Origin of the sequence: Methylobacterium sp. WSM2598 (assembly GCF_000379105.1) — a bacterium.
Taxonomy (GTDB): domain Bacteria; phylum Pseudomonadota; class Alphaproteobacteria; order Rhizobiales; family Beijerinckiaceae; genus Methylobacterium.
Map to the genome: position 1 here is coordinate 4,369,214 of NZ_KB900609.1, position 25,224 is coordinate 4,394,437.

Genomic DNA, 25,224 nt, shown 5'->3' on the forward strand with positions numbered 1-25,224 from the left:
GTGGAGGCGGGGCGCGCCGTCCCCGCTTTCCTCACGGATCCCCGCCGCGAATCGTCCCCGCCTCAGGCCACGACGTTGACGATGCGCTGGGGCACCACGATCACCTTGCGCGGCGCCTTGCCGTCGAGGGCGCGCTGCACCGCCTCCAGGGCGAGCACGGCGGCCTCGACCGCGGCGGCGTCGGCCTCGCGCGGCACCGTCACGTCGGCGCGCTTCCGGCCGTTCACCTGCACAGGCAGCGTGATGCTGGCCTCGACGAGCAGGGCTGGGTCGGCCTCCGGCCAGGGGGCCTCCGCGACTAGGCCCGGCTGTCCGAGCACCGCCCATGAGGATTCCGCGAGGTGCGGCATCATCGGGGCGAGCAGCTGCACCAGGATGCGGCCGACCTCGATCAGCGCGGGCCGCCCGAGCGGAGCCGGGCCGGCGAGCGCGTCCTGGAGCGTGTTCGCCAGCTCGTACAGGTGGGCGACGCAGCGGTTGAAGCGCAGGCGCTCGATATCCTCGCCGAGCGCGGCCAGGGCCCGGTGCGCCGCCTTGCGCAGGGCGAGGTCGGCGGCCGCGTCGCCGGCCTGCTCGGGCCGCTCGGCGATCTCGTTGACGAGGCGCCAGACCCGCTGGACGAAGCGCGAGGCGCCCTGCACGCCGTCCTCCGTCCAGATCACGTCGCGCTCGGGCGGCGAGTCCGACAGCATGAACCAGCGCGCGGTATCCGCCCCGTAGGAGGCGATGATGTCGTCCGGGTCGACCACGTTGCGCTTCGACTTCGACATCTTCTCGATCAAGCCGATCATGATCGGCGCGCCGGTTTTCACGTGAAACGCCCGGCGCTCCCCGTCCTCGACGGCGATCCGCACGTCCACCGGCTGCACCCAGGCCCCGGACGCGTCCTTGTAGGTTTCGTGGACCACCATGCCCTGGGTGAACAGGCCGGCGAAAGGCTCGTCCGCCCCGCCCCAGCCGACCTTGCGCATCGCCCGGGCGAAGAAGCGCGAGTAGAGCAGGTGCAGGATCGCGTGCTCGATGCCGCCGATATATTGGTCGACGGGGAGCCAGCGGTCGGCCGTCGCCGGGTCGGTCGGGGCGTCGGTCAGCCAGGGCGCCGTGAAGCGCGCGAAGTACCAGGACGAGTCCACGAACGTGTCCATGGTGTCGGTCTCGCGCCGGGCGGGAGCGCCGCAGGCCGGGCAGGGCACGTTGCGCCACGCCGCGTCCCGCTCCAGCGGGTTGCCCGGCTGGTCGAAGGACACCTCCTCGGGCAGCGTCACCGGCAGGTCCTCGACCGGCACCGGCACCACGCCGCAGGACTCGCAGTGGATGACGGGGATCGGGCAGCCCCAGTAGCGCTGGCGGGAGACGCCCCAGTCGCGCAGGCGGAACTGCACCCGGCGCTGCGCGACCGGCGCCTCGCCGAGCCGCTCCGCTTCGAGGCGCGCCGCCACGGCCTCGAACGCCGCCTCGGTGGTCATGCCGTCGAGGAAGCGCGAGTTGATCATGCGGCCGTCACCTTCATAGGCGACGTCGGTGATCACGAAACCGGCCGGGTCGGTCCCGGGCGGACAGACGACCGGGACGTTGCCGAGCCCGTACTTGTTGGCGAAGTCGAGGTCGCGCTGGTCGTGGGCCGGGCAGCCGAACACGGCGCCGGTGCCGTACTCCATCAGCACGAAATTGGCGACGTAGACCGGCAGCAGCCAAGTCGGGTCGAGGGGGTGGCGAACCTTCAGCCCGGTGTCGAAGCCGAGCTTCTCCGCCGTGTCGATCGCCTCCTGCGCGGTGCCGATCCGGCGGCACTCGGCGATGAAGTCCCGCAGGGCGGGGGAGGTGGCCGCCACGGCGGCGGCCAGGGGGTGATCCGCCGCGACGGCCAGAAACTTCGCCCCGAACAGGGTATCGGGCCGCGTCGTGTAGACCTTCACCTCGGAGGGGACGCCATCGGGCGCGCCGTCCGGCGCCGCGCCGTCCGGCGCCGCCAGGGCGAAGCGCAGCTCCAGCCCCTCCGAGCGGCCGATCCAGTTCTTCTGCATCAACCGGACCTTCTCCGGCCAGCGCTCCAGCGTGTCGAGCCGGTCGCTCAGGTCCTGCGCGTAGTCGGTGATCCTGAAGAACCACTGGGTCAGTTCGCGCTGCTCGACCAGGGCTCCCGAGCGCCAGCCGCGCCCGTCGATCACCTGCTCGTTGGCCAGCACGGTGTGGTCGACCGGGTCCCAGTTCACCTTGGCGGTGCGCCGCGTCACCAGCCCGGCCTTCAGGAAGTCCAGGAACATGCGCTGCTGGTGCTTGTAGTAGGACGGGTCGCAGGTCGCGACCTCGCGGCTCCAGTCCAGCGACAGGCCCATCGCCTTGAGCTGGCCCTTCATCGTGGCGATGTTGGCGTAGGTCCACTCGCGCGGATTGATCTTGCGCTCCATGGCGGCGTTCTCGGCCGGCAGGCCGAAGGCGTCCCAGCCCATCGGGTGGAGCACGTTGAAGCCCTTGGCGCGCTTGTAGCGCGCCACCACGTCGCCCATCGCGTAGTTGCGCACGTGGCCCATGTGGATGCGGCCCGACGGGTAGGGGAACATCTCCAGCACGTAGTAGGTGGGCCGGGGATCCTCGTTGCGGGTGCGGAAGAGGTCGCGCTCGGCCCAGACCGCCTGCCAGTGGGGCTCGGATTCTTTCGGGTTGTAGCGTTCGGCCATGGGGAGCGTCTTCGTGGGACGGGGCGGCGCCGGCCGGCGGGACCGGGCCTGGAGGCGGGACGGGAGAGCGCCGCGACCGCAAGCGGTTGAGCTTGCCCGGCGCGGCGCCGGCGGACTAGAGGCTGTGATGGACCGGGGACAGGCGTTGTGCCGGCCAGGGTCGGGCGCCGGGTGCGTCGCCGGCCGACGCCGCGGGCTGGACGTCGCTGACGCGACACAACACCTGTCTCCGGTCCATGACAGCCTCTAGGACACGGTTTGGTCCCCGGGGTCAACGGTCGAGCCGCGGGGAGCGCGAGGGAGGGGATCGATGATCGAGGCGGCGGCAGTCGCGGCGAATCTGGCGACGGTGCGGGCCGAGATCGCCCGCGCGGCGCGGGACCACGAGCGCGACCCGAACGCGGTCGCCCTCGTCGCCGTGTCGAAGACCGTGCCGGCGGAGGGGATCGTCCCGGCCCTGGAGGCGGGTCAGCGGCTGTTCGGGGAGAACTACGTGCAGGAGGCCAGGGCCAAGTGGCCGGCGCTCCGGGCCCGCTACCCGGACGTGGAGCTGCATATGATCGGCCCGCTCCAGTCGAACAAGGCCCGGGAGGCCGTGGAGCTGTTCGACGTGATCCACTCCCTCGACCGGTCCTCCCTGGCAGCGTCCCTGTCGAGGGAGATCGCCCGCACCGGTCGGCGCCCGCGCCTCCTCGTTCAGGTGAACACGGGGGACGAGCCGCAGAAGGGCGGCGTCTCGCCGGCCGCGGCCGACGCCTTCCTGGCCGAGTGCCGCGACGCGCACGGGCTGACGATCGAGGGGCTGATGTGCATCCCGCCCGCCGAGGACCCGCCCTCGGCGCATTTCGCGCTGCTCGCCCGGATCGCCGCCCGCCACGGGCTCGCGGTGCTGTCGATGGGCATGAGCGCCGACTACCCGGCGGCGATCCAGATGGGCGCCACCCATGTCCGGGTGGGCAGCGCGATTTTCGGGGCGCGGCCGGCGAAGGGCTAGGGCGGATGCCGGGGCACCCGTGCGAGGCAGGCGGACCGCCCCCTCGGCCCGCCGCGGCTCAATTCGCGTGCAGGCGGCGGATCTCCTCGCGGGCCTGTTCGAGGAAGCGCAACCGGTCGTCGTCGGACAGCAGCACCAGCGCGTCGAGATCCTGCCGGTGGCGCACGCGCTCGTCCCAGAGGGTGCCCTTCGGTCCTTCCGCAGCGTGGATCTGCCGGGCGCGCACGATTTCGGTCGCGGAATAAGCCTCAAGCGGCATGCGCGTCTCCCTGCTGATTTATGGCCGAATTGCGGATTGCGGCGGACCATACCGGATGTTTGCGGGGCAGGCGAGCATGGCAGCGTTACCAATATTGGTGAAACCGGCCCGATCGATGCTGCGACGCAGCATGACCCTGCGGAGGGCCGCGCCGGCTCCGCGCGAGGCGGCCGAGGGATCAGATGACGAGGCGCGTCCGCGGCCCGATCCGGGCGAGCAGCCGGGCGAGGTCGCGGCGGCGCAGGGCGACGCAGCCCTCCGTGGGCAGGAAGCCGGGCCGGGCGCAGTGCAGGAAGATGGCGCTGCCGCGCCCCCGCCGGATCGGGCCGCGATTGTAGTCGAGGTCGATCACGATGTCGTAGAGGCCGTCCTCCCGCCACAGGGTCTCGGCGCTCACGCCCGGGGAGGGGAGGGGGATGGGGCGGTTGTAGCGCCGGTCGCGCGGGTCGTCGCACCAGCCGTCCCGCGGGCGGATCGGGCGCAGCCCGAGGCCGCAGGCCGGGCGGATCCCGCACCGGTCGGGCCGGAAGTAGCCGCCGCGCAGGCGGAAGGCGCCCCGCGGCGAGGCGCCGTCGCCCTCGCGCTTGGCGTGGCTGCGCCCGCCCTTGCCGAGGGCGCAGGGGATCTGCACGGGGCCCGCGAGGAGCGTGCCCCGGGAGCGGTCGCGGACGCTCGCGCGCAGGCGCAGGGCCGAGAGGGTGGTGCGCTTCATGGCTGCCGGTTTAGGACGTTCGGGCGGGAGTCTCCAGGAGGCGGCGATGGCGCACGGGATGGCGCAGGGTGCGGCGGTGCCCGACTGGCTCGGGCACCTGCCGGGGCGGCTCCTCGCGGTCGACGTCGAGACCACGGGCCTCGGCGCGGAGGACCGGGTCGTCAGCTTCGGCGCCGTCCTCCTCGACACCGCCACGCTCCTCGGCGGGAGCCCCGTCCTCGCCTGCCACCACCTGATCTTCGATCCCGGACGGCCCAGCCACCCGAGGGCGGAGGCGGTGCACGGCTACGACGACTGGCTCCTGCGCCACCAGGACCCGGCCCGCGGCCACCTCGACGCCGTCGCGGCGCTCCTCGCCGGGGCCGACCTCGTGGTCGCGCACAACGCCGCCTTCGACCTCGGCTTCCTGGCGCGCGAGTTCCGGGCCGCGGGCCGGCCCGATCCCGCGCGCCCGACCTACTGCACGATGGAGGCCTATCGCCGCCGGGGCGAGCCCGGCTCGTCCGCCCTCGACGCGGTCTGCCGGCGCGTGAAGCTGGCGCGGGCGGGGGCGCGGCACGGGGCGCTGGAGGATGCGTGGCTGGCCCTGCGCGTCTATCTCTGGCTGCAGGGCTGTCCGGTGCGGGTGGAGCGCCCGGCCCTAGCGGCGCCCAGCAATCTGCGCCCGGCCCCGAAGCGGCCCGACGGGACGCTGCCGCCCCGGACTCCTGCGTAACATGCCGGAAACGCTCCGTCGCGCGCGGGGGTGGACACGGCAAGGGCGGGCCTTGCCGCGACATCGCGCTCCGCTACTCTCGGCCACGCATGCTGCTAAGCAGCGGTCCCGTGCCGCACGCGCAGGGCCGGCCGGGGTGAGCCCGGGGCGTCGATCGTGAGGGAAGCCGGCGGTTCGGCCGGGTCGCGTTCATCAAGAGTGTCGTTCCGATGTCGAACGCCCACCGCCTGCTCGTCGTCGACGACGATCCCTCGCTCCGCGAGACCCTCACCGAGCAGCTCGAACTGCACGCCGAATTCGCCGTGGCGACGGAGGAGACCGCCCAGGGGGCGCTCGCCCGGGTCGCGGCCGAGCGCGTCGACCTCGTCGTGATGGATGTCGGGCTGCCCGACCTCGACGGGCGCGAGGCGGTCCGGCAGATGCGCCAGAGCGGCTTCCGCAGCCCGGTGATCATGCTGACGGCCCAGACCTCGGAGGCCGACACCGTGATGGGCCTCGACGCGGGCGCCAACGACTACGTCACCAAGCCGTTCAAGTTCGCGGTGCTGCTCGCCCGCATCCGGGCGCAGCTGCGCCAGTACGAGGCGAGCGAGGACGCGATCTTCCAGATCGGCCCCTACACGTTCCGGCCGGGCGCCAAGCTCCTCGTCGGCGAGCGCGGCTCGAAGCTGAAGCTCACCGAGAAGGAGACCGCTATCCTGCGCTTCCTCTACCGGGCGGGCCGGCAGGTCGTCGGGCGCGACACCCTGCTGGCCGAGGTCTGGGGCTACAACGCCCAGGTCACGACCCACACCCTGGAGACCCACATCTACCGCCTGCGCCAGAAGATCGAGCCGAACCCCGCCGCCGCCTCGATCCTGGTGACGGAGGGCGGCGGCTACAAGCTGCTGCCCTGATCGGCCGTGGTACGGCGACGCCCGATCGGCTAAGCAGTTTCTCGACCGCCCCCGGGCGGCAGGGGGAGAAGGGGGCCGTTGGCGCTCGACGACGACATCGCGATCCTGGCCGCGAGCCCGCTCTTCGGATTGATGCCCCGGGACGCGCTGAGGCTGATCTCCTTCGCCGCCGAGCATCGGACGCTGGCCCCGGAGAGCGTCCTGTTCCGGCGCGGCGAGCCGGCCGATGGCGGCTTCGTGGTGCTGCGCGGCACGATCCGGCTCGACCCGCGCCCCGCGGGCACGCCCCCGGTCGAGGCCGGCCCCTCGGCGCTGATCGGCCAGACCGCCCTGTTCCTGGTCCAGGAGCGCCCGACCACGGCGCGGGCCGCCACCGAGGCGGCGGTGATGGTGATCCCCCGCGCCCTGATGCGCCGGGTGCTCGAAGTCTTCCCCGAGACCGCCGCGGCGATCCACGACGCCATCGCGGAGGAGCTGACCGCCCTGACGCGGGCGCTGAGCGGGCTGCGGGCCGCCGCGCCCGGGGAGGATCCGGCGGCGAGGGATCCGGCCGGAAGGGATCCGGCCAGAAGGGATCCGGGATGACAGCGGCGGCGGGGCTTTGCTAAGCAGGCGCCCGACCGCTCCCCTCGCGGGGCTCCCTCTCCGGACCCCCTCGCAAGACTCCCTGCCAGGACTCCCGCCCATGTCGCACGCCGATCTCGCCCGGACCATCGAAGCCGCCTGGGAGGACCGCGCGGACGTGACGGCCGCCACCCAGGGCCCCGTGCGCGAGGCCGTCGAGGCGGCGCTCGCCCTCCTGGATTCCGGGCAGGTCCGGGTCGCCGAGAAGTCCGGCAACGCCGACTGGCAGGTGAATCAGTGGCTGAAGAAGGCGGTGCTGCTGTCCTTCCGCCTCACCGACATGGAGCTGATCTCCGGCGCGCCGGGCGGCGCGGCGTGGTGGGACAAGGTGCCGTCGAAGTTCGACGGCTGGGACGCGGAGCGCTTCCGGCAGGCGGGCTTCCGCGCGGTGCCGGGCGCCATCGTGCGCCGCAGCGCCTTCATCGCTCCGGGCGCGGTGCTGATGCCCTCCTTCGTCAATCTCGGCGCCCACGTGGGCGAGGGCACGATGGTCGACACCTGGGCGACGGTCGGCTCCTGCGCGCAGATCGGGAAGAACTGCCACATCTCCGGCGGCGCCGGCATCGGCGGGGTGCTGGAGCCGCTGCAGGCCAACCCGGTCATCATCGAGGACAATTGCTTCATCGGCGCCCGCGCCGAGGTGGCCGAGGGGGTGATCGTCGGCGAGGGCAGCGTGCTCTCGATGGGCGTCTATCTCGGCGCCTCGACCAAGATCGTCGACCGTGCCACCGGGGAGGTCGTCTACGGCCGCGTGCCGCCCTACTCGGTGGTGGTCTCGGGCTCGCTGCCCGGCAAGGCGCTGCCGGACGGCGCGCCCGGCCCGGCGCTCTACTGCGCGGTGATCGTCAAGCGGGTCGATGCCGGCACGCGGGCGAAGACCGGCATCAACGAGCTGCTGCGGGACTGACCGCGACGGCCCGGGACGCCGACGCATCGGGCCGCTGACCCTCCCGGATCGTCGACACCAAGAAAAGGCCTGGCGACGATCCGGGAACGGAACCGGCGGTCATGAGACATGATTGCTGGGATCAGACGGGCACGTTGTCGATGAGCCGGGTGCGGCCGAGATAGGCCGCCGCGAGCACGCGGGCGGGGCCGTCCACGCGCTCCAGCGGCGCCAGCGAGTCGGCATCGTTCACCGAGAGATACTGCACGGGCGCGAACCCGGCCGCCGCGAGGGCGACGCTTCCCTCGGCGAGGGCGGGCCCCGTCGCGCCGCCGCCCCGCACCGCCTCGGCCACGTCCCGAAGCACCGCGTGCAGGCGCGGCGCCACCTCGCGCTCGGCCGCGGTCAGGTAGAGGTTGCGCGACGAGAGGGCGAGCCCGTCCGGCTCGCGCACGGTCGGCACGCCCTCGATCGTCACCGGCAGGTCGAGGTCGCGCACGAAGCGGCGGATCACCTGCAATTGCTGATAATCTTTCTCGCCGAACAGGGCCCGGTCGGGCAGGGCCTGGAGCAGGAGCTTGGTCACCACGGTGGCGACGCCCGCGAAGTGGCCGGGCCGCAGCGGACCGCACAGCACCTCGGTGAGGCCGGCCACGCTGACCGTGGTGGAGAAGCACGGCGGGTACATGGTGGCGACGTCCGGCAGGTAGGCCGCGTCCGCCCCGGCCCCCGCGAGCAGCGCGAGGTCGCGCTCCGGGTCGCGCGGGTAGCGGGAGAAATCCTCGCTCGGGCCGAACTGCGTCGGGTTGACGAAGATGCTGACCACGACCCGCCGGCAGGTCTCGCGCCCCTGCCGCACCAGGGCGAGGTGACCCTCGTGCAGGGCTCCCATCGTCGGCACCAGCGCGACGGCCTCGCCCGCCTCCCGCCACGCCCGCACCTGGGCCCGCAGCGCCGGCACGTCGGCGAGCCGCGCGACCGCGGCGGGGGAGGGAGAGGGGAGGGGCATCGCGGGGCTCCGGGGTCGATTCGGCTGGGACCCTAGAGCATTTCCGGACGAAACGCGCGGCAGCCCCCGGCCTCGGGTCCCGCCCCGCACCCGCCCCGGCCGCCGGCCGCGCGGCGAGGGGGCGTCGCGTGCCGTCCGCGCCGGTCGCGATCGGCGCCGCGCCATTCATCCTGATGAAACGGCAGAGATCGCGCCCGCCCGGCCCGTCCGGAAGTCGGGAGCCCAGCCCGTGAGAGGTGATCCGGCTCTCCGATCGGGGATGGACTGGGCGGTCGGGCCGCGGCGCGGCGCCATGAGGCGCTTTGCAAAAGCCGTTGCGGCCGGATGTTTCGGTACGACTGAGTCGGCCTGAGAAATATTGACGGAATGACGGGACCGGATGAGGCGGCGCGGCGACCCCATGCGGACCGATCAGCGCCGATTGACCTTGGGGAAAAATTCACCGATGACGTCGTATCACGCCGCCATGCTCTCGAATCGTCGCCGGAATGCCGTTTCTCACCTGGCCACGGGGCGCCTCGCGGCGCGTCTGTCCCGAGGTTCGATGAGCCGATCCTCCTCGCTGATGGGAATGCCGCCGGCCATGAGACGTCCGTCCCGCCGAGAACGCTCCGTGCCCCGGGCGATGATCCTGGTGCTCCTCGCGCTCGCGGCCTCGCCCGCGGCCGCGGAGATCAGCTTCGCCGCCCGCACCGGGTCGGGGCCGATCAGGGCCCTGCATTCCGGGATGTGCCTGACGGTTCCGGGCGGCAACCCGGCCGAGGCGGTGCAGATCGAGCAGCAGCCCTGCACCGGGGGCGCCGATCAGACGTGGCAGATCCGGCCGGCGGGCGGCGGGTTCAACCTCGTCAACCAGGCGACGGGCCTGTGCCTGGATTCGCAGATGTCGCGCAGCGGCGGCAGCGCGGTCTGGCAGATCCGCTGCCTCCCGGTCACGCAGCAGATCTGGTCCGCCCAGGCCCAGGGCGGCGGGGTGCGCCTCGTGGCGGCCTATTCGGGCAAATGCCTCGACGTCTACGGCGGCTTCGCGACGGCCGGGACGAAGCTGATCCAGTGGGATTGCTCGGGCGGCACCCACCAGACCTTCGCCGCCGGGGCGAGCGCCGAGGGGGGCGGCACCGGCGCGCCGGGCACGCGGGTGTCGATCACGCTCACGGCGGCGAATGGCTGGTACGCCAAGGACCTTTTCCTGTTCGCCCGCGACGCCGCGGGCGCCGTCATCGCCCAGACCGACCTCGTCACCTACGATTTCGGGCGACAGACGGCCGGGATGAACCTGCCGTCGCGGCCGATCGCGCTGCCGGTCGCGACGGCGAGCTGGGGCTTCGGCCTGCGGGTCTGGCCCAATGGCGACAAGTCGCGCAACGGGCCGCCGGTCCTGTACTTCAGCGACGCGCCCGGCCAGCGCCCCTTCCAGAGTTCGGGCGATTGCCGGTTCGGGAATCGCCAGGACCTCTGGGGTGACGCCGCCGCTCCGGGGCAGAACATCGTCTATTCCGTCAGCTGCACCGCCGCATCGCCCGGGGCGGATCCCGGGACGCCGCAAGCCCTCGCGGTGACGCTGACGCCGACCGAGATCAACGGCTGGTACGCCAAGGACGTGTTCCTGTTCATCCGCAACCCCGACGGCACTGTCGGCGCGCAGACGACGGTCGCCAGCTACAATTTCGGCATCGGAACGCCGGGCCTGAACCTGCCCTCGCAGCCGTTCGGCGTGCCGGCGGGCGGGCGCTGGGGCGTGGGCCTGCGCATCTGGGCCAACGGCGACAAGTCGCGCAACGGCGCGCCCGTCCTGGTCTACAGCGACACGCCGGGCGAGCGGGCGGTCCAGATCGCGGGCGATTGCGCCAGCGCCGGCGGCCGGCAGGACGTCTGGGGCGATGCCGGCGCGCCCGGCCGCAACGTCGTCTACACCCTGCGCTGCAGCGTGCCGGGCGGCGATGCCGATCCCGGAACCGGTCCGGGGACCGGGGGCGGGCAGACGGGCGGCGGCCCGCCGCCCGGAGAACCCGCGCCGACCGGCGCCTCGATCCTCATCAACCGCCGCTCGGGCAATTGCGTCGATGCCGGCGGCGGCGGCGTGGCCCAGCAGATCTGCCGGGATCAGGCGAGCCAGACCTGGACCTTCGTGCCGACCTCGGGCGGCTACCAGATCAGGAGCGACCTGACCGGCCAGTGCCTCGCCGTCGAGAATGCCGGCATGGGCAACGGCGCCCGCGTCGTGCCGCAGGGCTGCTCCGCGGCGCCGAACGCCCTGTTCCGCCTGCGCCGGATCGACCGCTGGACCGAGATCGTCGCGATGCATTCGGGCCGCTGCCTGACCCCGACGGGGCCGAACGGCAACCGCACTTCCGGCAGCGCCATCCTCCAGTGGGATTGCGACGCGAACGATCCGCAGCGCTGGGCGATCCTCGGGCCGGAGGGCCGCGCGCCCTCCGCCTGGACCGCCCCGCGCGAGATCGGCATCGTCCCGGTCGCCGGCGCGGTGCTGCCCAACGGCAAGCTCCTGTTCTGGGCCGCCGAGCAGCGCACCAGCTTCGGCTCCGGCAACGGAACCTGGACGACGCTCTACGACCCGGCCACCGACCGCGCGACCGACACCTACATCGCCCAGACCGGCCACGACATGTTCTGTCCCGGCACCAACGTGCTGCCGGACGGCCGCATCCTGATCACCGGCGGCATCTCGGCCGGCCTCGCGACGATCTACGATCCGGCCGCCAATTCCTGGACCCGCGTGGCCGACATGACCATCACCCGCGGCTACAACGCGAGCACCACGCTCTCGACCGGCGAATCCTTCACGTTCGGCGGCTCGTGGTCCGGCGGCGCGGGCGGCAAGGACGGCGAGATCTGGTCGGCCGCGGCGAATCGCTGGCGGGTCCTGCGCAACGTGAAGGGCAACGCGGCGGCCGATCCGAGCGTCGCGATCTATCCCGGCGACACGCATTTCTGGCTGTTCGCCAGTTCCAACGGGGCGGTCTTCCATGCCGGTCCGAGCACGGACATGCACTGGATCGACACCGCCGGGGACGGCACCATCCGGTTCGCCGGCCGGCGCGGCAACGATCTCTTCGCGGTGAACGGCACCGCCACGCTCTACGACGTCGGCAAGATCTACAAGGCCGGCGGCGCCCCCGCCTATACGGGCGCGCCCGCCCTCGACAGCGCCTTCACGATCGACATCAGCGCCGGACCGAACGGCGCCGTCGGCCTCGCCGAGGCGGCCCCGATGCTGTTCGCGCGGGCCTACGCGAACAGCGTCGTCCTGCCCGACGGCGACGTGGTGACCGCGGGCGGCCAGAACGTGGCGGCCCAGTTCACCGACAACCTGCCGGTGATGATGCCGGAGATCTGGTCGCCGCGGACCGGCAAGGTCCGGCGGCTCGCCCCCATGGCCGTGCCGCGCAACTACCACAGCATCGGCATGCTGCTCCTCGACGGACGGGTGCTGTTCGGCGGCGGCGGGCTGTGCGGCGGTTGCGGCGGCGCCGACCATCTCAACTTCGAGATCCTGTCCCCGCCCTACCTCTTCGACGCTCGGGGCAACCCGGCGAGCCGGCCCGTCCTCACCCGGGCGCCGGCCAGCGCCGGCCTCGGCAGCACGATCGCCGTCGCGACCGACCGCGCCGTGGCCGCCTTCTCCCTGGTCCGGCTGGGCAGCGTCACGCACTCGACCAACAACGACCAGCGCCGGGTGCCCCTCGCCATCGCCGCCGCGAGCGGCACCTCCTACCAGCTGACCCTGCCGGGCGATCCCGGAATCCTGCTGCCGGGCACCTGGATGCTGTTCGCGCTGGACGCCAACGGCGTGCCGAGCGTCGCGAAGGTCGTGTGGATCCGGTAACCGCCGGCTCCGAAGCGGAGAGCGCACCATGTCGAAAATCGCCAGGATCGCCGCGGCAGCCCTGCTCGCGCTGGCTCCCGCGGGCGCCGCCCGCGCGCAGCAGGCCCGGCCGGATCGGGCCGAGACCGGGACGGCGGCGCAGCCGCCCGCGCCGGCCGCCGGAGCCTGCCGCGTCAGGGACCAGGTCGGCGGGCGCACCTGCACGGATTCCGTCCCGGAGAGCGTCTGCGCGGCGATCGCCCGGGAGGCGAAGGGCGGCTACACCTGGAGCGGCGACGAATGCCCCTGACCGGCGCGCAACCCCACCCCATCCGGCGCCGCGCCCGCCGCGTCGCGGCCCTCGCGCTGCTCCTCGGCGCGATGGCGGCGCCCGGCTCCGCGACCGAGATCCCGGCCCGCCCGGCGCTCCGCGCCGCGCCTCCGGCCAGCCCGCTCGCCGGCCACTTCGCGCTGCGGGACCCGTCCGGCCGGAGCGTGGAGTCGGAGGCCCTGACGGGACGGCCCTACGGGCTGTTCTTCGGCTTCACCCACTGCCCCGACATCTGCCCGACGACGCTGGCCCAGCTCAGCCTCGCGCTGCGGGCCGTCCCCGACCCCGAGCTGCGGATCTACTTCGTCACCGTCGATCCGGAGCGCGACACGCCGGCCGCGCTCGCCGCCTACATGGCCGGGTTCGATCCGCGCATCGTCGCGCTCACCGGCGAGCGTCCGGCGATCGACGAGGCCATCGAGGGCTTCGGCATCACGGCCGAGCGCGTCGCCCTGCCCGGGGGCGACTTCACCTACGCGCACAGCGCCGCCGTGCTGCTGGTGGACGAGAACGGCCTGATCGTCGACCGGGTCGCGGTCGGGACGGAGCCGGAGGCCCTCGCCGCCCGCCTCGCCCGCGTGCTCGCCAAGGCCGGACCGTGACCGCACGGCAGGACCGTGACCCCGCCGGCCCTCACGGGCAGGCGCGGAGGCGCCGCCCGTACGGGTCGTCCACCCCCGGCGGCGGGGTCAGGCCGTAATAGCTCGGCTTGCCGAGGCCGAGGGACGAGCCGACGTAGCTCGGATCGAGCGGCCCGTTCGTCGGCGTGACGCCCGCCCCCGGCGGGCAGGCCAGCACGACCCGGGGCGGAGCGGCGCGCCGCACCACCCCGTCGTCGCCGTAGGGAAAATACCGGATCTCGGCCTGATAGGCTGGTTCGGCGAGATCGGCCGCCCCCGCCGGCAGGGCGAGGCCGACCAGGAGCCCGAGCGCGACCGCGTGGCCCGCCTTCGCGGATCCGCCCCGTTCGTTCACCGATTCCTCCTCCGCCCGGGAGGCGGCAGCCTGCGCGCGCAGGGTTAACGTTTCGTCGCCGGCTCCTCGGCCGCGGCGACGAGCGCGGCCGAGCGCGCGCCGAGCACCGCCACGAGGTCGCCGGGGGCGATCTCGATCTGCAGGCCGCGCTGGCCGCCATTCACGAAGACCCGCTCGTGGCGCAGGGCCTGCTCCTCCACCAGGGTCGGAACGGGGCGCTTCTGGCCGAGGGGCGAGATGCCCCCGACATGGTACCCGGTCAGGCGCTCCGCCTCGGCCGGGCGCATCATGGCGGCCGTCTTGCCGGCGCAGGCCGCGGCGAGCTTCTTCAGGGAGACCTCGCGGTCCGAGGGCACCAGCACGCAGACCGGCTTGCCGTCGACCTGGGCCATCAGCGTCTTCAGCACCCGCTCGGGCGCGACGCCGAGCGCCTCCGCCGCCTGCAGGCCGATGCGCGGCGCGTCGGGATCGTAGGCGTAGGCGCGGAGGCCGTGCGGCACGGACGCCCTCGCGAGGGCCAGGGTGGCGCGGGTGGTCTTCGACATCGGCGGTCTTGGAGGCTGGTGGGTCTTGGAGGCGGGTGGGTCTTGGAGGCGGGTGGTCTTGGAGGCGGGTGGTCTTGGAGGGTGTCGGTCCTGAACATCCGCTCGTGATCGTGGCGATCGCGCGGCGGGATCAGGCGAAGGTGCGCGCGACGAGCCGGCCGACCTCGGCGTGGAGCCCGTTGCGCGCCTCCGCCGGGGCGGGGGATTGGGTGAGGTAGACGCTCGCCACGAGCGGTGCGCCGCCGGGCCGGCGCACCAGCGCCACCACGTTGGCGGTGCCGTTCGCGCCGGTGCCGGTCTTGTCGGCGACCTGCCAGCCGGGGCTGAGCCCGGCGCGCAGGCGCTCGGCGCCGGTCGGGCTCTGCGTCATCCAGCCGAGGAGGAGCGCGCGGCTCTCGGCCGAGAGCACCGGCCCGACCAGGATGCGCTCCATCAGCGCCGCCATGGCAGCGGGGCTGGTCGTGTCGCGCGGATCGCCCGGGATCGCCGTGTTGAGGCTCGGCTCCGTGCGGTCGAGGCGGGTGACCGCGTCGCCCTGCGCGCGGGCGAAGGCCGTGACGGCCTCCGGGCCGCCGAGGGCCCGCAGCATCAGGTTGGCGGCCGTGTTGTCGCTCCAGATCACCGCCGCCGCGCAGGCCGCCCGCAGGTCGATGCCGCCCTCGCCGACGCGCCGGCGGGTCTCCGGCGCGTAGGCGTCGAGGTCCCCGGGACCGTAGGCCATGCGCCGGTCCAGGCTCTCCTCGCCCCGGTCGACCCGGGCCAGCACCGCCGCGGCGGCGACGGCCTTGAAGGTGCTGCAGAGGGGGAAGCGCTCGTCGGCCCGGTAGGACAGGATCCGGCCCGTCCCGGTGTCCCGGACGGTGACGCCGAGCCGCCCGCCATCGTGGCGTTCGAGCGCCGCGAGGCGCGCCACGGCCTCGCCGGGGCCCTCGGCGGCCCGCAGCGCCCGGGGCAGGAGGAGAAAGCCGATCAGGGCGGCGCGGCGGGTGAGGCAGGGCATGCGGGTGCTCCGTCTGGCCGTTACGGCGACAGGCTGCCGCGCAACCTTGGCCGTTCCGTGCAGGCGCGGTGGCCGAACCGGGGCCGTCAGCGGGCGCCGTCGAGGCGGGCGAGGGGATCGGGCGACGCCGGCGGCGGGGGTCGGCTGCGCCCGAGCGCCCGCACCAGCGCCCGCAGGTCGGGCGGCGGCTCCGCCCCCGGCCCGAACAGGGCCCGGTCGAGGGAAGCGAGGAGGCCGGCCGTGGCGGGATCGCGCCGCCAATGCGCGGCGAGCGCCGCGTCGGCCCGGGCGAGGCATGCCCGGAACGCCGGCGCGTCGCCGCGCCGCGCGGCCCGCCTCAGGCCCCGCAGCGTCGCGGCGCGGGGATCCGATCGCGAAAAGAAGCCGGCAAACAACAGCGCGCCGAGACCGAAGGCGAGGGTGCCGGCGAGCGCGGCCGTCCAGGCGGAGCGGGGCGGCGGCAGGTCGGCCTCGTCGGGCTCCGCCCGGGCGCGGCTCCCGACGATGCGGGCGGGAATCTCGGCCTCGCGCATGGTGCGCGACGCGGTGTTGAACCAGGGAACGCGGATCTCCGCGAGCGTGACCGGCTCGGCCACGCCGGGGCGCACGTCCCACTGGTAGGTGGCGCGGCTCACCGGCCCGGTGGGCGTGATGAAGGTCTGGCGCTCGGTCGGGCCCGCGAAGGTCAGCACGCCCCGGCTGCGCATGATCGGGCGCGGCGGGAGCCCGTCGCCGGTCATGCCCCGCGCCTCGATGATCACGGTGCGGCGGGCGGATTCGCCCACCCGGAGGGTCTCGGGCTCGGGGTTCCACACGTCCGTCACCGCCACCGCCGAGGCGGGCAGCCACCAGGGGTCCTTCTGGTCGGGTCCGCCCGGCCCCGTCCAGGGCTTCACCTCGATCGGGACCGGCGCCGAGGGCACGTCGACCACCCGCCGCCCGCCGCCGTCCACGAGGGTGAGGTGATGCACGAAGGGCTCGATGGTGAAGAGGCCCGGGCGCTGGGGGAACACCGCCACGACCCGCTCGAAGCCGCGCGCCTCCTGGCCGTCGATGCTGGTCTTGAACCAGCGGTCGCGGCCGAGCTGGGTCCAGCTGAAATTCTGCAGCGGGGGCTGGCGCAGATCCTCCAGGGTGATCTGGGCGCGGTAGGTGCCGCGGATGTGCAGGAGCACCATCTCGCGCGGAAAAGGCGCGGCGTTCCCGCCGGTCTCGGGCGTCACCGTGAGGGTGAGGTCGCCCGGGTCGAGGGCCAGGGCCGGGCCGGCGAGCAGCAGCGCGAGCACGAGGCCGGCCGCGCGCTCAGCCGCGTTTATTAGCCGGCTCAAACTCGCTCTCCGGCGCCGGTCCCCTGCGGCGCGGCGCGGCGTTCCCCGACCGGCGAGCGCGTCCTGCGCGAGATAAGTTTCGCGGCTAACCATTTTCACCACGGGTTGCTCCCGGGCTGGACGGCGCTGCCCGCCTCCTGGCGGCGCAGGTGCTCGGCCTCGAGCCGGCGCTTGAGGAAGCGGCCCGGATCGTCCGTCATGGTCGCGAGCCAGTGCCGGTCCGCGCGGATCTCCTTGGCCTCGAAGCTCTTCGAGACGCGGCGGACCTCCCGCTCGACCACCTGCGAGACGCTGGCGAGGCCCGCGCCGCTGCGCCCGCCCCCCTCCGCGTCGCTCGCCGATCCCCGCGCGCGCCCGCGTCCGGGATCGACGGCGCGCTGCTCGGCCTTGCCGGTGCGCGAGGCCTTCGAGGTGCCGGGCGCGTCGGCGGCCGCCGAGGCCTCGCGGTTGCCGGCCAGCCCCTCGCCGAAGGAGGCGTTGCCCGGGTCGTTCTCGTCGCTGGTGGCCTTCGCGTCGTAGCGCGTGGTCTGGTCGGCGCGGGCATTGGCCTCGCCCGCCGCCTGCTGGCCGAGGGTGAGGTGCTCGTCGAGGAGGCGGGCGACGAGGTCGCGATTGGCGCGGGCATCCTCGTTGCCGGGGTCGCGCGCGAGCAGGGCCTCGTAGGCCTTGAGCGCCCCGTCGAGGTCGCCCGCCATGGCGAGCGCGTTGCCGCGATTGTAGGCGGCGGCGCGGCCCCGCGCCTGCCCGAAGGCCTCCGCGGCCTCCCGGTAGCGTCCGGCCGCGTAGAGCGCCGTGCCGCGCCAGCCCGGATCGTCGGCGACCCGCACGGCGAGGCCGGGCAGGCCGGCGGCGAGGAGCGCGCGCCCGAGGCTCGCCCGCGGCACCGCGAGGAGGCCGAGCGCAGCGAGGGCCCCGGCGACCGCCAGGGCGCGGGCCGCGCTCCCGGGGCGCGGGCGGCGGCGCGGCCGGATCGCGGGCAGGACCGCCTCCATCAGGCCCCCCTCCGGAACAGCAGCAGGGCGGGCGCCAGCGCCCCGAGGAGCAGCCAGCGCCCGAGATCCTGCCAGGCCAGCACGGCGAGGCCCCCGTCCGCGAGGTGCCGGGCCGCGGTCTCGCCGACCGCGCCGAGGACCGGGGCGGGCGCGTCGAGGTCGGCCGCGACGCCACCCCCCGCCGCGGCGAGGCGGTCGAGGGCGGGCCGGTCGGGCCGGGGCGCCTCCGGCGGCAGGGCCGGCGTCGGCACGAACAGCGCGTGCAGGCGGTGGCCGTCGCCCGACAGGCCGCTCGCCTCGCGCCGGGCCGCCTCGTCCACGCCGCCCCCGTCGGAGACCAGCACCACGTCCGCCCCGACCGCGCCCATCTCCGCGAGGGTGCGGCGGGCGAGCGCGAGGCCCCGGGCCGGGCGGCTGCCGCGGTCCGGCACCGTGGCGCCGTCGAGGGCGAACAGGATGGTGCCGAGGGCCTCCCGGTCGGTGGTGGGCGTCGCGGCCAGGTAAGCGTCGCCCGCGTAGACGACGAGGGCGACCTGCCGGGTGCCGGCCGCCTCGGCGAGGCTCTGGGCGACGCCCCGCACCTCGTCGAGCCGCCCGCCCTCGGCCACGGAGCGGGACAGGTCCATCACCAGGATCGTGGCGTCGAGGTTGCGGAATCCCGCCGCGTCGCCGCGCTGCACGGCCGGGCCGGCGAGGGCGAGGGCGAGGAGGGCGGCGGTGGCCAGGAGGGCGGCCTGGCCCGCCCGCCGCCGCCCGGGCAGGACGGCGCCCCGCGCCGTCAGGCCCGCGAGCAGGCGCGGCTCGATCGCCCGCACCCAATCCCCCAGGGGGGCGGCCCGGAACGCCGCGCGCCACGCGAGGAGGCCGAGGAGCGGCAGGGCGAGGAGCCACCAGGGGCGCAGGAGGGTGAGGGCGTCGCTCATGCCGTGCGCCTCGCGAGCAGCAGCGAGAGGGCGGTGAGGAGGGCGAGGCCGCCCGGCCAGGGCCAGAGGTCGCGGCGCAGCGGCACCGGCGGCGCCTTGGCGCGGCCGCCCTCGACCTCGTCGATGGCATCGGCCACGGCCGCGAGGTCGTCGGTGGTGCGCACGCGGAAGAAGCGCCCGCCGCTCGTCGCCGAGACGTCCCGCAGGGCCTCGGTATCGACCACGTCGGGGTCGCCGTCCGCGTCCGAGAGGTCGCGCGGCCCGAGCGCGATGGTGTGGACCCGGATGCCGAGGTCGCGGGCGAGGCCCGCCACGTCGTGCGGCGTGGTCTGGCCGGCATTGTTGGCGCCGTCCGAGAGCAGGATCACCACCTTCTCCCGCGCCGTGGCGGCGTCGAGGCGCTTGAGCGCGAGGCCGAGCCCGTCGCCGATGCCGGTCGAGCGGCCGACGAGGCCGATCTGGGCCTCCTCCAGGGCGTGCACCACCGCGGCGGTGTCGAAGGAGAGCGAGGCCGCCACGTCGGCCTGGTCGGCGAAGATCACGAGCCCGATCCGGTCGCCGGCCCGGCGGCGGATGAAGTCCGCCCCGACCTGCTTGACGGCCGCGAGGCGGGAGACGTTGCGCCCGTCGATCGAGAAATCGACCCGCTCCATGCTGCCCGAGAGGTCGAGGGCCAGCATGATCTCGCGGCCCGAGGCCGGGAGGGCCGTCGCCGGCAGCACCAGCCGGGGCCCGGCGAGCGCGACCACGAGGCAGGTCCAGAGAAGTCCCGCGAGGAGCCGGCGCCGCCGGGCCGCCGCGCGCAGATCCTCGGCCCGGCCGATCCGGCCGATGATCGAGTCCGGCACCAGGAGCGCGCCCGCGCCGCCCGCCCGCTCCGGCGGCGCGAGGCGGGCGACCAGGAGGGGCAGCGGCAGGAGGAGCAGGGCGAGGGGCGCCGCGAAGTCGAAGCCGCCGGGCAGGAGGGCGCCGAGGAGGGAGGCCATGGTCAGGCCCGGATCCGCGAAAGGAGCTGCGTCAGCCCCGCATCGACCGCGTCGAGGTCCGGCGCGGCGGGGGCGTAGAGGTCGCGGGTCAGCGCCCGGCCGGGCCCCGCGGTGAAGAAATCGGTGCGCAACAGGCGGTCGAGGGCGACGGCCCGGTCCTCGGGCGACCGCCCGCCCATCCCGTCCTCCGCTCCGAGCGCCCGGGCGAGGCGTGCCACGAGGCGCGCCTGCGCGAAGAGCCGCGCGGGCGGGTCGAGGCCGCGCGCGGCGGCGAGGTCGGCCAGAGCGGCGCGCCGCACGGGGGTGCTTTGCCGGCTCATCAAGCGCCGCGCCGCGACCGCCAGGGCGGCGAGCGCGAGGCCGAGCGCGATCGCCGCCAGGACGGCGAGGTCGAGGCCGCCCGTGTCGGGAGGCGCGTGCAGGCCGCGCAGGTCGGCGAGCGCCGCGCGCAGCGCCGGCGCGGCGCCGTCGTCACAGCACGGCATCGAGGCGCTCCATCAGCGGGGCGAAGGATTCCGGGCCGCCCTCGCTGTCGAGCCGCACGCCTTCGAGCCCGGCCCGCGCCCAGCGGGAGAGGCGGTCGTCGGGCGGCGGCGCGGCGCGCCCGGCCGCGGCGGTGCCCCGGCGCCCGTCCGGCGTGGCGAAGGGGTAGAGGCCGGGGGGCGGGGCGCGCTCGAAGGCGTCGCTCACCAGGATCAGGCTGAGCGAGACCCGCTCGGCGAGCGCGGTCAGGGCCGCCGCGAATCCCTCTCCGGGCTCATCCAGGGAGCTCGCGATCACGAGGTGTCCCCCCGCCGGCAGCAGGGTCTGGGCGCGGGCGAGGGTGGCGAGCAGGGGCGGGTCCCGCGCCGGGGGCGCGGCGAGCGCCAGCGCGTGCGCCCGGGCGAGGGCGCCGGCGAGCGCCCCCATGCCGCGCCCGCCGCCGGTCGGGCGCAGGACCACCGGCTCCGCCTCCGTCGAGGCGACCACGAGGCCGATCCGCCCGCCATCCTCCACGATGCGCCAGCCCAGGAGGGCGAGCGCCTCCGCCGCCGCCACGGAGCGCAGGGCCCGCCGCGTGCCGAACAGCATGGAGGGCCGGAAATCGGCCAGCAGCACCACCGCCCGGTCGCGCTCCTCATGGTGGGTGCGCGTGTGCAGGACGCCCGTCCGCGCCGTGGCGTTGCGGTCGATGTGGCGGACATCGTCCCCCTCCGCGTAGGGGCGCACGTCGTCGGGCTCGGAGCCGCGACCGCGGCGCCGGGTCACGATCCCGCCCGGCAGGCCGACGAGGCTGCGCGTGGCGAGGCCGCCGCCCCGGCGGGCGAGGTGGCGAAGGCCCATCAGGGCGGCCGCGTCGACCGCGACGCCGGGCTGCGCCAGGGGATCGTCGGGCGGGGAGGGGCGGGCCACGGCGGGAGGCCTCAGAGGGGCCGCACCCGGTCGAGCAGCCCGGCCACCAGGGCGCGGGCGGTCTGGCCCTCGGCGGCGGCGCGCCAGGTCAGCGCGAGGCGGTGCGAGAGGGCGTCGGCGGCCAGCGCCGCCACGTCCTCCGGCACCACGTGGTCGCGGCCGTGCAGGTAGGCGCGCGCCTTGCCGGCGATCATCAGGGCGAGGGTGCCGCGGGGGGAGACCGGGTGCTCGATCGCGGCGCGCAGGTCGGGCGCCGCGCTCTCGCTACGGGTCCCGGCCACGAGCCGCACCAGGTAGTCCTTGAGGGCCGGGGAGACGTAGGTCCGGAGGGCGGCGGCGCGGGCGGCGCGCAGGTCCTCGGCGGTGAGGCGCAGGGGCATCGGCGCCACCTCCGCGCTCATCTCCCCCTCGACCAAGTCGAGGATGCGCCGCTCGGAGGCCTCGTCCGGCATCTCGACGACGACGTGCAGCAGGAAGCGGTCGAGCTGCGCCTCGGGCAGCGGGTAGGTGCCCGCGTGCTCGATCGGGTTCTGGGTCGCCACGACCATGAAGGGATCGGGCAGGGGATGGGTGGTGCCGGCCACCGTCACCTGGTGCTCGGCCATGGCTTCGAGGAGCGCCGACTGCACCTTGGGCGGGGCGCGGTTGATCTCGTCGACCAGCACCAGGGAGTGGAAGAGCGGGCCTGCCAGGAACTCGAAGCGCCCGCCATCGGGCCGCCACACCGTGGTGCCGGTGAGGTCGGCCGGCATCAGGTCCGGAGTGCATTGCACGCGCGCGAAGCCGGTATGCAGCCCGTCCGCGAGGCGCTTCACCGCCCGGGTCTTGGCGAGGCCGGGGGCCCCCTCGATCAGCAGGTGGCCGCCGGTGAGGAGCCCGATCAGCAGGCGCTCGACGAGCCCGCTGCAGCCGATCAGCCCCTCCTCGAGCCCGGCCCGGAGGGTGAGGACGCGCTCGCGCAGCGCCCGTCCCTCGGCCCGTCCCGCGGCCTGCCCCTCGTCGGGCGGCACCGGGCTTCCGGGCCCGGGGAGGTCCGCGTTCCTCATCGGGTTCCGCGCCCGCGCATCGCTCGTGGCCCCGCGCACCCCACCATCCGGCCGCCTCCTCGGGCGGGCCTTGTCGCTCGGCCCGCTCTCGCGGGGATTGAGGCCGCGTCTTCCCTCACGCGTCAATCCCGACCCCAGTCCAAGACAACACGTGTTCGCGAGGCGGGCGGCGCGCCCTCGCCCGGCCGCAGCCGCTCGGGACGATGCAGCAGCAGCGCGATGAGGAGGGCCTGCCGCCTGGAATCCCGGGACGCGTCCGGCCGCGACAACACGGCGCGGGCGAGCACGCTCCCGGCGACCGCGGCGCGGATGTCGAGCCGGTAGGCGCCCCCGATCGCGATCCGCTCGACCGCCGGATCGGCGAGGATCAGGTCGATCGCCTCGTCGAGATCCGCCTCGACGATCTCGTGGCGGGCGAAGAGGTCGAGGAGCGTCTCGCCGCCGGGCGGCCCGTCGGGGTCCCGCCACAGGATCTGGATGGCCGGCATCGGGGGGGCGCTCACGACAGGGCCTCCTCGATCGCGCGCCCGGCCGCGGCGGCGTCCGATTCGGGGACGCCGCTGACTGCGGCGGCGTCCGGCTCCCAGAGGCCGCCGCCCCGGTAGCGGATGAGGCGGCCCTCGGGCGTGATCCGCACGAGGTGGATCCAGCGGTTCTCGACGAGGTCGCTGCGGGCTGCGTGCCGGGCGGGGCCGCCGCCGGGAGCGGATCCCAGGAGCCGGCTCATCATTTCCCGCCGCACGGCGCGCTCGCAGGCCTCGTGCAGGATCAGGTCGCGCGCGAGACGGAGCAGGCGCGCGGGGCAGGGACTGGCGAGGGAGGCCGGCAGGCGACCGACGGCCGCCAGCAGCAGCAGCGGCGCGGCGGCGAGGATCCAAGCGAGGAGCCGGAACATCGGGGTCATCCCGGGCGCGGACGACCCTTCAGGTATGCCGGATCACGGCGTTCAGGAAATTCAAATATTGAGCGGTTTCGTTCTGTTTTGTAAAAGATCTGTGTGGCGACGCCGAATGATCAAGCGGGTCCCGTATTCGGCCACGTCCTGGCGCGCGCCGGTCATCCGCGCCGAGGTCGACGCCATGGCCATGCTGCGGCTGCGCGCGGTTGGGCGCGGGCGTCGCCCTGGTGCCGCCGACCCGTGGTCCAGGACGAGTTCCCGGCGGGTCTCCTCGTGGCGCGCTGCGGCGTCCCGGAGTGACCGAGCGCGTCCACGCCATCGTTCAGGCCCGCCGCTGTCCAACCCGCTCCTGACCCTGCTGCTCGAGCCCCCGGACGGCCAATTGGCCAGACCCTTACGCTGCTAAAAGTTGCATCCTGTCAAATTGGTCGAGACCTCTACCGCAAGGTCTAAGCCGCATGAGTGCGTTGCTAGACAGGTATATCCCGGTCGCGGAAAGGTGAAATTAACGGTTTCTCACTAGCGTCTGCAGGGTGAGCGGCGGGCGAGCCCGGGCTGGGACCTGCGCCGGCAGGGCACCCCATGCTTCGGGGCCGCGCCGCGCCGGGCCCGCGGACCGCCCGTCGGGGACCGGCCCGGCCGGCCCCGGCTCACCACGGCTGCGCGAGACGGTCCGCCCGGAGCGGACGGCCCGAAGGATACGACCATGTTCCGCCAGAAGACCTACAACCCCGCCCAGGCCCGGCTCGACGCCCTGAATCGCTCCCTCGCCAGCATCGAGTTCGACCTGGACGGCACCATCCTCGACGCCAACCCGAACTTCCTGTCGGTGGTCGGCTACGGCCTGGACGAGGTCAGGGGCAAGCATCACCGCATCTTCTGCGAGCCGGCCTACGCGGGGAGCCCCGCCTATGCGGGGTTCTGGGCGCGGCTGAAGGCCGGCGAGTTCCACTCCGGCGAGTTCCAGCGGGTCAACAAGGCCGGCCACCGCGTCTGGCTGGAGGCGAGCTACAACCCGGTGCTCGGGCCGGACGGCCGGATCGAGCGGGTCCTCAAGGTGGGTTCCGACATCACCGCCAAGAAGGACGAGGTCAGCCGCCTGATGACCATGATCGACGACATGCCGGTCGCGGTGATGACTGCCGATCCCAAGAACGAGTTCCGGATCAACTACCTCAACCAGACCTCCCGGCGCACGCTCGGCGCCATCGAGCAGTACCTGCCGGTGAAGATCGCGGACATGATCGGCTCCTCGATCGACGTGTTCCACAAGAATCCGCGCCATCAGCGCGAGATGCTGAAGGACGCGCGTCACCTGCCGTACCGGACCAAGATCCGGGTGGGGCCGGAGACGCTGGAGCTGCGCGTCTCGGCGATCCACGGCCCGGACGGCAGCTATGTGGGGCCGATGCTGACCTGGTCGATCGTCACCGCCCAGGCGCGCATGGCGGACGACGTCGCGCGGGTCGTCGGCGCCCTGCGCGACGCCGTGGAGCGCATGCAGCACACCTCCGAGGGGCTCGGCCGCTCGGCCGAGAATGCCCGCGACCGCGCGAGCTCGGTGGCCACCGCCTCGTCGCAGATGAACGACTCGATCCGCGAGATCTCCGGCCAGGTCGGCCGCGTCTCCGAGCGCGCCCAGCAGATCGCCCAGCAGGCCGAGGCGACCGACAGCACCGTCCGCCAGCTGGCCGAGGACGCCCGCAAGGTCGACGCGGTGGTGGGGATGATCAAGTCGATCGCCAGCCAGACCAACCTGCTCGCGCTCAACGCCACGATCGAGGCGGCCCGCGCCGGGGCGGCCGGGCGCGGCTTCGCGGTGGTGGCGAGCGAGGTGAAGGAGCTCGCCGGCCAGACCGCCAAGGCGACCGACGACATCACCCGGCAGATCGCCGACATCCAATCCTCGACGGGCCACGCCGTCGAGGCGATCCAGACCATCGCCACGGCCGTGGCCGAGCTGTCGAAGCTCACCCTGGCGATGGCGAGCGCCGTCGAGGAGCAGTCGGCCGCGACCGAGGAGATGTCGGGCAATATCGGGGGCGTCTCGGCGGCCGCGAGTTCGACCGGGGAGCTGGCCGGGTCGGTCCGCGCGATCGCCGGCGACCTCGCGGAGCACTCGGCCGACCTCAGCGGCAGCGTTGAGAAATTCCTCAAGGCGGGATGAGGCCGCCCCGCGTCCCACCCCGTCAGGCATCCGGGACCGGCG

At 74.4% G+C, this 25,224-nt stretch carries 25 protein-coding genes; 9 read left to right on the plus strand and 16 right to left on the minus strand.

Translation table 11 applies throughout. From position 1 onward, the window contains the following. Positions 1-62: 62 nt before the first annotated feature. Positions 63-2,678 (minus strand): leucine--tRNA ligase, encoded by a 2,616-nt coding sequence (gene leuS / locus MET2598_RS0120735; protein WP_018262198.1) that lies wholly within the window; start codon positions 2,676-2,678, stop codon positions 63-65. A gap of 310 nt (positions 2,679-2,988) precedes the next feature. Here leuS and MET2598_RS0120740 point away from each other — a divergent pair, with 310 nt between their 5' ends. Then, positions 2,989-3,672: a YggS family pyridoxal phosphate-dependent enzyme gene (locus MET2598_RS0120740; RefSeq protein ID WP_012331336.1), complete on the plus strand. Its 684-nt coding sequence runs from the start codon at positions 2,989-2,991 to the stop codon at positions 3,670-3,672. Between the two features lie 58 nt (positions 3,673-3,730). Here MET2598_RS0120740 and MET2598_RS0120745 read toward each other — a convergent pair whose 3' ends face one another. Next, positions 3,731-3,931, minus strand: coding sequence for a hypothetical protein (locus tag MET2598_RS0120745; protein ID WP_012331335.1), 201 nt, complete (start codon positions 3,929-3,931; stop codon positions 3,731-3,733). A gap of 178 nt (positions 3,932-4,109) precedes the next feature. Beyond that, positions 4,110-4,643 (minus strand): L,D-transpeptidase family protein, encoded by a 534-nt coding sequence (locus tag MET2598_RS0120750; RefSeq protein ID WP_012331334.1) that lies wholly within the window; start codon positions 4,641-4,643, stop codon positions 4,110-4,112. Positions 4,644-4,689: 46 nt separating this feature from the next. Between MET2598_RS0120750 and MET2598_RS37030 the strand changes: the two genes are divergently transcribed. From MET2598_RS37030 to dapD, 4 genes are all read left to right on the plus strand, one after another. Continuing rightward, positions 4,690-5,358 (plus strand): 3'-5' exonuclease, encoded by a 669-nt coding sequence (locus tag MET2598_RS37030; RefSeq protein ID WP_012331333.1) that lies wholly within the window; start codon positions 4,690-4,692, stop codon positions 5,356-5,358. Between the two features lie 209 nt (positions 5,359-5,567). Next, positions 5,568-6,254, plus strand: a complete 687-nt coding sequence (locus MET2598_RS0120760) for a response regulator transcription factor (RefSeq protein ID WP_012331332.1) — start codon at positions 5,568-5,570, stop codon at positions 6,252-6,254. 78 nt (positions 6,255-6,332) lie between these two features. Beyond that, positions 6,333-6,839, plus strand: coding sequence for a cyclic nucleotide-binding domain-containing protein (locus tag MET2598_RS0120765; RefSeq protein ID WP_018262199.1), 507 nt, complete (start codon positions 6,333-6,335; stop codon positions 6,837-6,839). Between the two features lie 100 nt (positions 6,840-6,939). Continuing rightward, positions 6,940-7,785: a 2,3,4,5-tetrahydropyridine-2,6-dicarboxylate N-succinyltransferase gene (gene dapD / locus MET2598_RS0120770; RefSeq protein ID WP_012331330.1), complete on the plus strand. Its 846-nt coding sequence runs from the start codon at positions 6,940-6,942 to the stop codon at positions 7,783-7,785. Positions 7,786-7,906: 121 nt separating this feature from the next. Here dapD and panC read toward each other — a convergent pair whose 3' ends face one another. Continuing rightward, on the minus strand, positions 7,907-8,773 hold the full coding sequence (gene panC, locus MET2598_RS0120775) for a pantoate--beta-alanine ligase (protein WP_018262200.1): 867 nt from the start codon (positions 8,771-8,773) through the stop codon (positions 7,907-7,909). Positions 8,774-9,386: 613 nt separating this feature from the next. Here panC and MET2598_RS0120780 point away from each other — a divergent pair. Genes MET2598_RS0120780 through MET2598_RS0120790 form a run of 3 tightly spaced genes read left to right on the plus strand, consistent with a single transcriptional unit; the run spans position 9,387 to position 13,532 of the window. After that, on the plus strand, positions 9,387-12,620 hold the full coding sequence (locus MET2598_RS0120780) for an RICIN domain-containing protein (RefSeq protein WP_236728767.1): 3,234 nt from the start codon (positions 9,387-9,389) through the stop codon (positions 12,618-12,620). A 28-nt stretch (positions 12,621-12,648) separates the two neighbouring features. Further along, complete coding sequence (locus MET2598_RS0120785; RefSeq protein WP_018262202.1) at positions 12,649-12,909, plus strand: hypothetical protein; 261 nt, start codon at positions 12,649-12,651, stop codon at positions 12,907-12,909. Next, the gene (locus MET2598_RS0120790) at positions 12,900-13,532 is read left to right on the plus strand and encodes an SCO family protein (protein WP_018262203.1); all 633 of its coding nucleotides are present in this window, start codon (positions 12,900-12,902) and stop codon (positions 13,530-13,532) included. Before MET2598_RS0120785 ends, MET2598_RS0120790 begins: the two co-directional genes overlap by 10 nt. A 31-nt stretch (positions 13,533-13,563) precedes the next feature. Here MET2598_RS0120790 and MET2598_RS0120795 read toward each other — a convergent pair whose 3' ends face one another. The 12 genes from MET2598_RS0120795 to MET2598_RS0120850 form a co-directional block, all read right to left on the minus strand. Further along, the gene (locus tag MET2598_RS0120795; RefSeq protein WP_012331325.1) at positions 13,564-13,905 is read right to left on the minus strand and encodes a hypothetical protein; all 342 of its coding nucleotides are present in this window, start codon (positions 13,903-13,905) and stop codon (positions 13,564-13,566) included. 44 nt (positions 13,906-13,949) lie between these two features. Continuing rightward, positions 13,950-14,450 (minus strand): Cys-tRNA(Pro) deacylase, encoded by a 501-nt coding sequence (gene ybaK, locus MET2598_RS0120800; protein ID WP_018262204.1) that lies wholly within the window; start codon positions 14,448-14,450, stop codon positions 13,950-13,952. Between the two features lie 130 nt (positions 14,451-14,580). Next, complete coding sequence (gene bla / locus MET2598_RS0120805) at positions 14,581-15,450, minus strand: class A beta-lactamase (protein ID WP_018262205.1); 870 nt, start codon at positions 15,448-15,450, stop codon at positions 14,581-14,583. Positions 15,451-15,536: 86 nt separating this feature from the next. Next, a complete protein-coding gene (locus tag MET2598_RS0120810; protein ID WP_018262206.1) occupies positions 15,537-16,736 on the minus strand; it encodes a BatD family protein in 1,200 nt (399 codons plus the stop codon). 137 nt (positions 16,737-16,873) lie between these two features. After that, the gene (locus tag MET2598_RS0120815) at positions 16,874-17,770 is read right to left on the minus strand and encodes a tetratricopeptide repeat protein (RefSeq protein WP_012331321.1); all 897 of its coding nucleotides are present in this window, start codon (positions 17,768-17,770) and stop codon (positions 16,874-16,876) included. Beyond that, positions 17,770-18,693, minus strand: coding sequence for a vWA domain-containing protein (locus MET2598_RS0120820; protein ID WP_012331320.1), 924 nt, complete (start codon positions 18,691-18,693; stop codon positions 17,770-17,772). Before MET2598_RS0120820 ends, MET2598_RS0120815 begins: the two co-directional genes overlap by 1 nt. Continuing rightward, positions 18,690-19,679, minus strand: a complete 990-nt coding sequence (locus MET2598_RS0120825) for a VWA domain-containing protein (protein WP_012331319.1) — start codon at positions 19,677-19,679, stop codon at positions 18,690-18,692. The genes MET2598_RS0120820 and MET2598_RS0120825 overlap by 4 nt, the downstream gene beginning before the upstream one ends. A gap of 2 nt (positions 19,680-19,681) precedes the next feature. After that, a complete protein-coding gene (locus MET2598_RS0120830) occupies positions 19,682-20,164 on the minus strand; it encodes a DUF4381 family protein (RefSeq protein ID WP_018262207.1) in 483 nt (160 codons plus the stop codon). Further along, complete coding sequence (locus tag MET2598_RS0120835; RefSeq protein WP_012331317.1) at positions 20,151-21,071, minus strand: DUF58 domain-containing protein; 921 nt, start codon at positions 21,069-21,071, stop codon at positions 20,151-20,153. Before MET2598_RS0120835 ends, MET2598_RS0120830 begins: the two co-directional genes overlap by 14 nt. Before the next feature lie 11 nt (positions 21,072-21,082). After that, positions 21,083-22,117, minus strand: a complete 1,035-nt coding sequence (locus tag MET2598_RS0120840) for an AAA family ATPase (protein WP_236728769.1) — start codon at positions 22,115-22,117, stop codon at positions 21,083-21,085. Between the two features lie 122 nt (positions 22,118-22,239). Beyond that, on the minus strand, positions 22,240-22,620 hold the full coding sequence (locus MET2598_RS0120845) for a hypothetical protein (protein ID WP_018262208.1): 381 nt from the start codon (positions 22,618-22,620) through the stop codon (positions 22,240-22,242). Further along, on the minus strand, positions 22,617-23,012 hold the full coding sequence (locus tag MET2598_RS0120850) for a hypothetical protein (RefSeq protein WP_018262209.1): 396 nt from the start codon (positions 23,010-23,012) through the stop codon (positions 22,617-22,619). Before MET2598_RS0120850 ends, MET2598_RS0120845 begins: the two co-directional genes overlap by 4 nt. Before the next feature lie 709 nt (positions 23,013-23,721). Between MET2598_RS0120850 and MET2598_RS0120855 the strand changes: the two genes are divergently transcribed. Continuing rightward, complete coding sequence (locus MET2598_RS0120855) at positions 23,722-25,182, plus strand: methyl-accepting chemotaxis protein (RefSeq protein ID WP_018262210.1); 1,461 nt, start codon at positions 23,722-23,724, stop codon at positions 25,180-25,182. Positions 25,183-25,224 lie beyond the last annotated feature (42 nt).

Coding starts and splice junctions, on each gene's coding strand:
- MET2598_RS0120840 (WP_236728769.1), bottom strand. CDS start 22,117: ATGAGGAACGCGGACCTCCCCGGGCCCGGAAGCCCGGTGCCGCCCGAC.
- MET2598_RS0120785 (WP_018262202.1), top strand. CDS start 12,649: ATGTCGAAAATCGCCAGGATCGCCGCGGCAGCCCTGCTCGCGCTGGCT.
- MET2598_RS0120850 (WP_018262209.1), bottom strand. CDS start 23,012: ATGTTCCGGCTCCTCGCTTGGATCCTCGCCGCCGCGCCGCTGCTGCTG.
- MET2598_RS0120750 (WP_012331334.1), bottom strand. CDS start 4,643: ATGAAGCGCACCACCCTCTCGGCCCTGCGCCTGCGCGCGAGCGTCCGC.
- MET2598_RS0120740 (WP_012331336.1), top strand. CDS start 2,989: ATGATCGAGGCGGCGGCAGTCGCGGCGAATCTGGCGACGGTGCGGGCC.
- bla (WP_018262205.1), bottom strand. CDS start 15,450: ATGCCCTGCCTCACCCGCCGCGCCGCCCTGATCGGCTTTCTCCTCCTG.
- MET2598_RS0120855 (WP_018262210.1), top strand. CDS start 23,722: ATGTTCCGCCAGAAGACCTACAACCCCGCCCAGGCCCGGCTCGACGCC.
- leuS (WP_018262198.1), bottom strand. CDS start 2,678: ATGGCCGAACGCTACAACCCGAAAGAATCCGAGCCCCACTGGCAGGCG.
- MET2598_RS0120830 (WP_018262207.1), bottom strand. CDS start 20,164: ATGCCGTGCTGTGACGACGGCGCCGCGCCGGCGCTGCGCGCGGCGCTC.
- panC (WP_018262200.1), bottom strand. CDS start 8,773: ATGCCCCTCCCCTCTCCCTCCCCCGCCGCGGTCGCGCGGCTCGCCGAC.
- MET2598_RS0120825 (WP_012331319.1), bottom strand. CDS start 19,679: ATGGCCTCCCTCCTCGGCGCCCTCCTGCCCGGCGGCTTCGACTTCGCG.
- ybaK (WP_018262204.1), bottom strand. CDS start 14,450: ATGTCGAAGACCACCCGCGCCACCCTGGCCCTCGCGAGGGCGTCCGTG.
- MET2598_RS0120745 (WP_012331335.1), bottom strand. CDS start 3,931: ATGCCGCTTGAGGCTTATTCCGCGACCGAAATCGTGCGCGCCCGGCAG.
- MET2598_RS0120790 (WP_018262203.1), top strand. CDS start 12,900: ATGCCCCTGACCGGCGCGCAACCCCACCCCATCCGGCGCCGCGCCCGC.
- MET2598_RS0120815 (WP_012331321.1), bottom strand. CDS start 17,770: ATGGAGGCGGTCCTGCCCGCGATCCGGCCGCGCCGCCGCCCGCGCCCC.
- MET2598_RS0120760 (WP_012331332.1), top strand. CDS start 5,568: ATGTCGAACGCCCACCGCCTGCTCGTCGTCGACGACGATCCCTCGCTC.
- MET2598_RS37030 (WP_012331333.1), top strand. CDS start 4,690: ATGGCGCACGGGATGGCGCAGGGTGCGGCGGTGCCCGACTGGCTCGGG.
- dapD (WP_012331330.1), top strand. CDS start 6,940: ATGTCGCACGCCGATCTCGCCCGGACCATCGAAGCCGCCTGGGAGGAC.
- MET2598_RS0120820 (WP_012331320.1), bottom strand. CDS start 18,693: ATGAGCGACGCCCTCACCCTCCTGCGCCCCTGGTGGCTCCTCGCCCTG.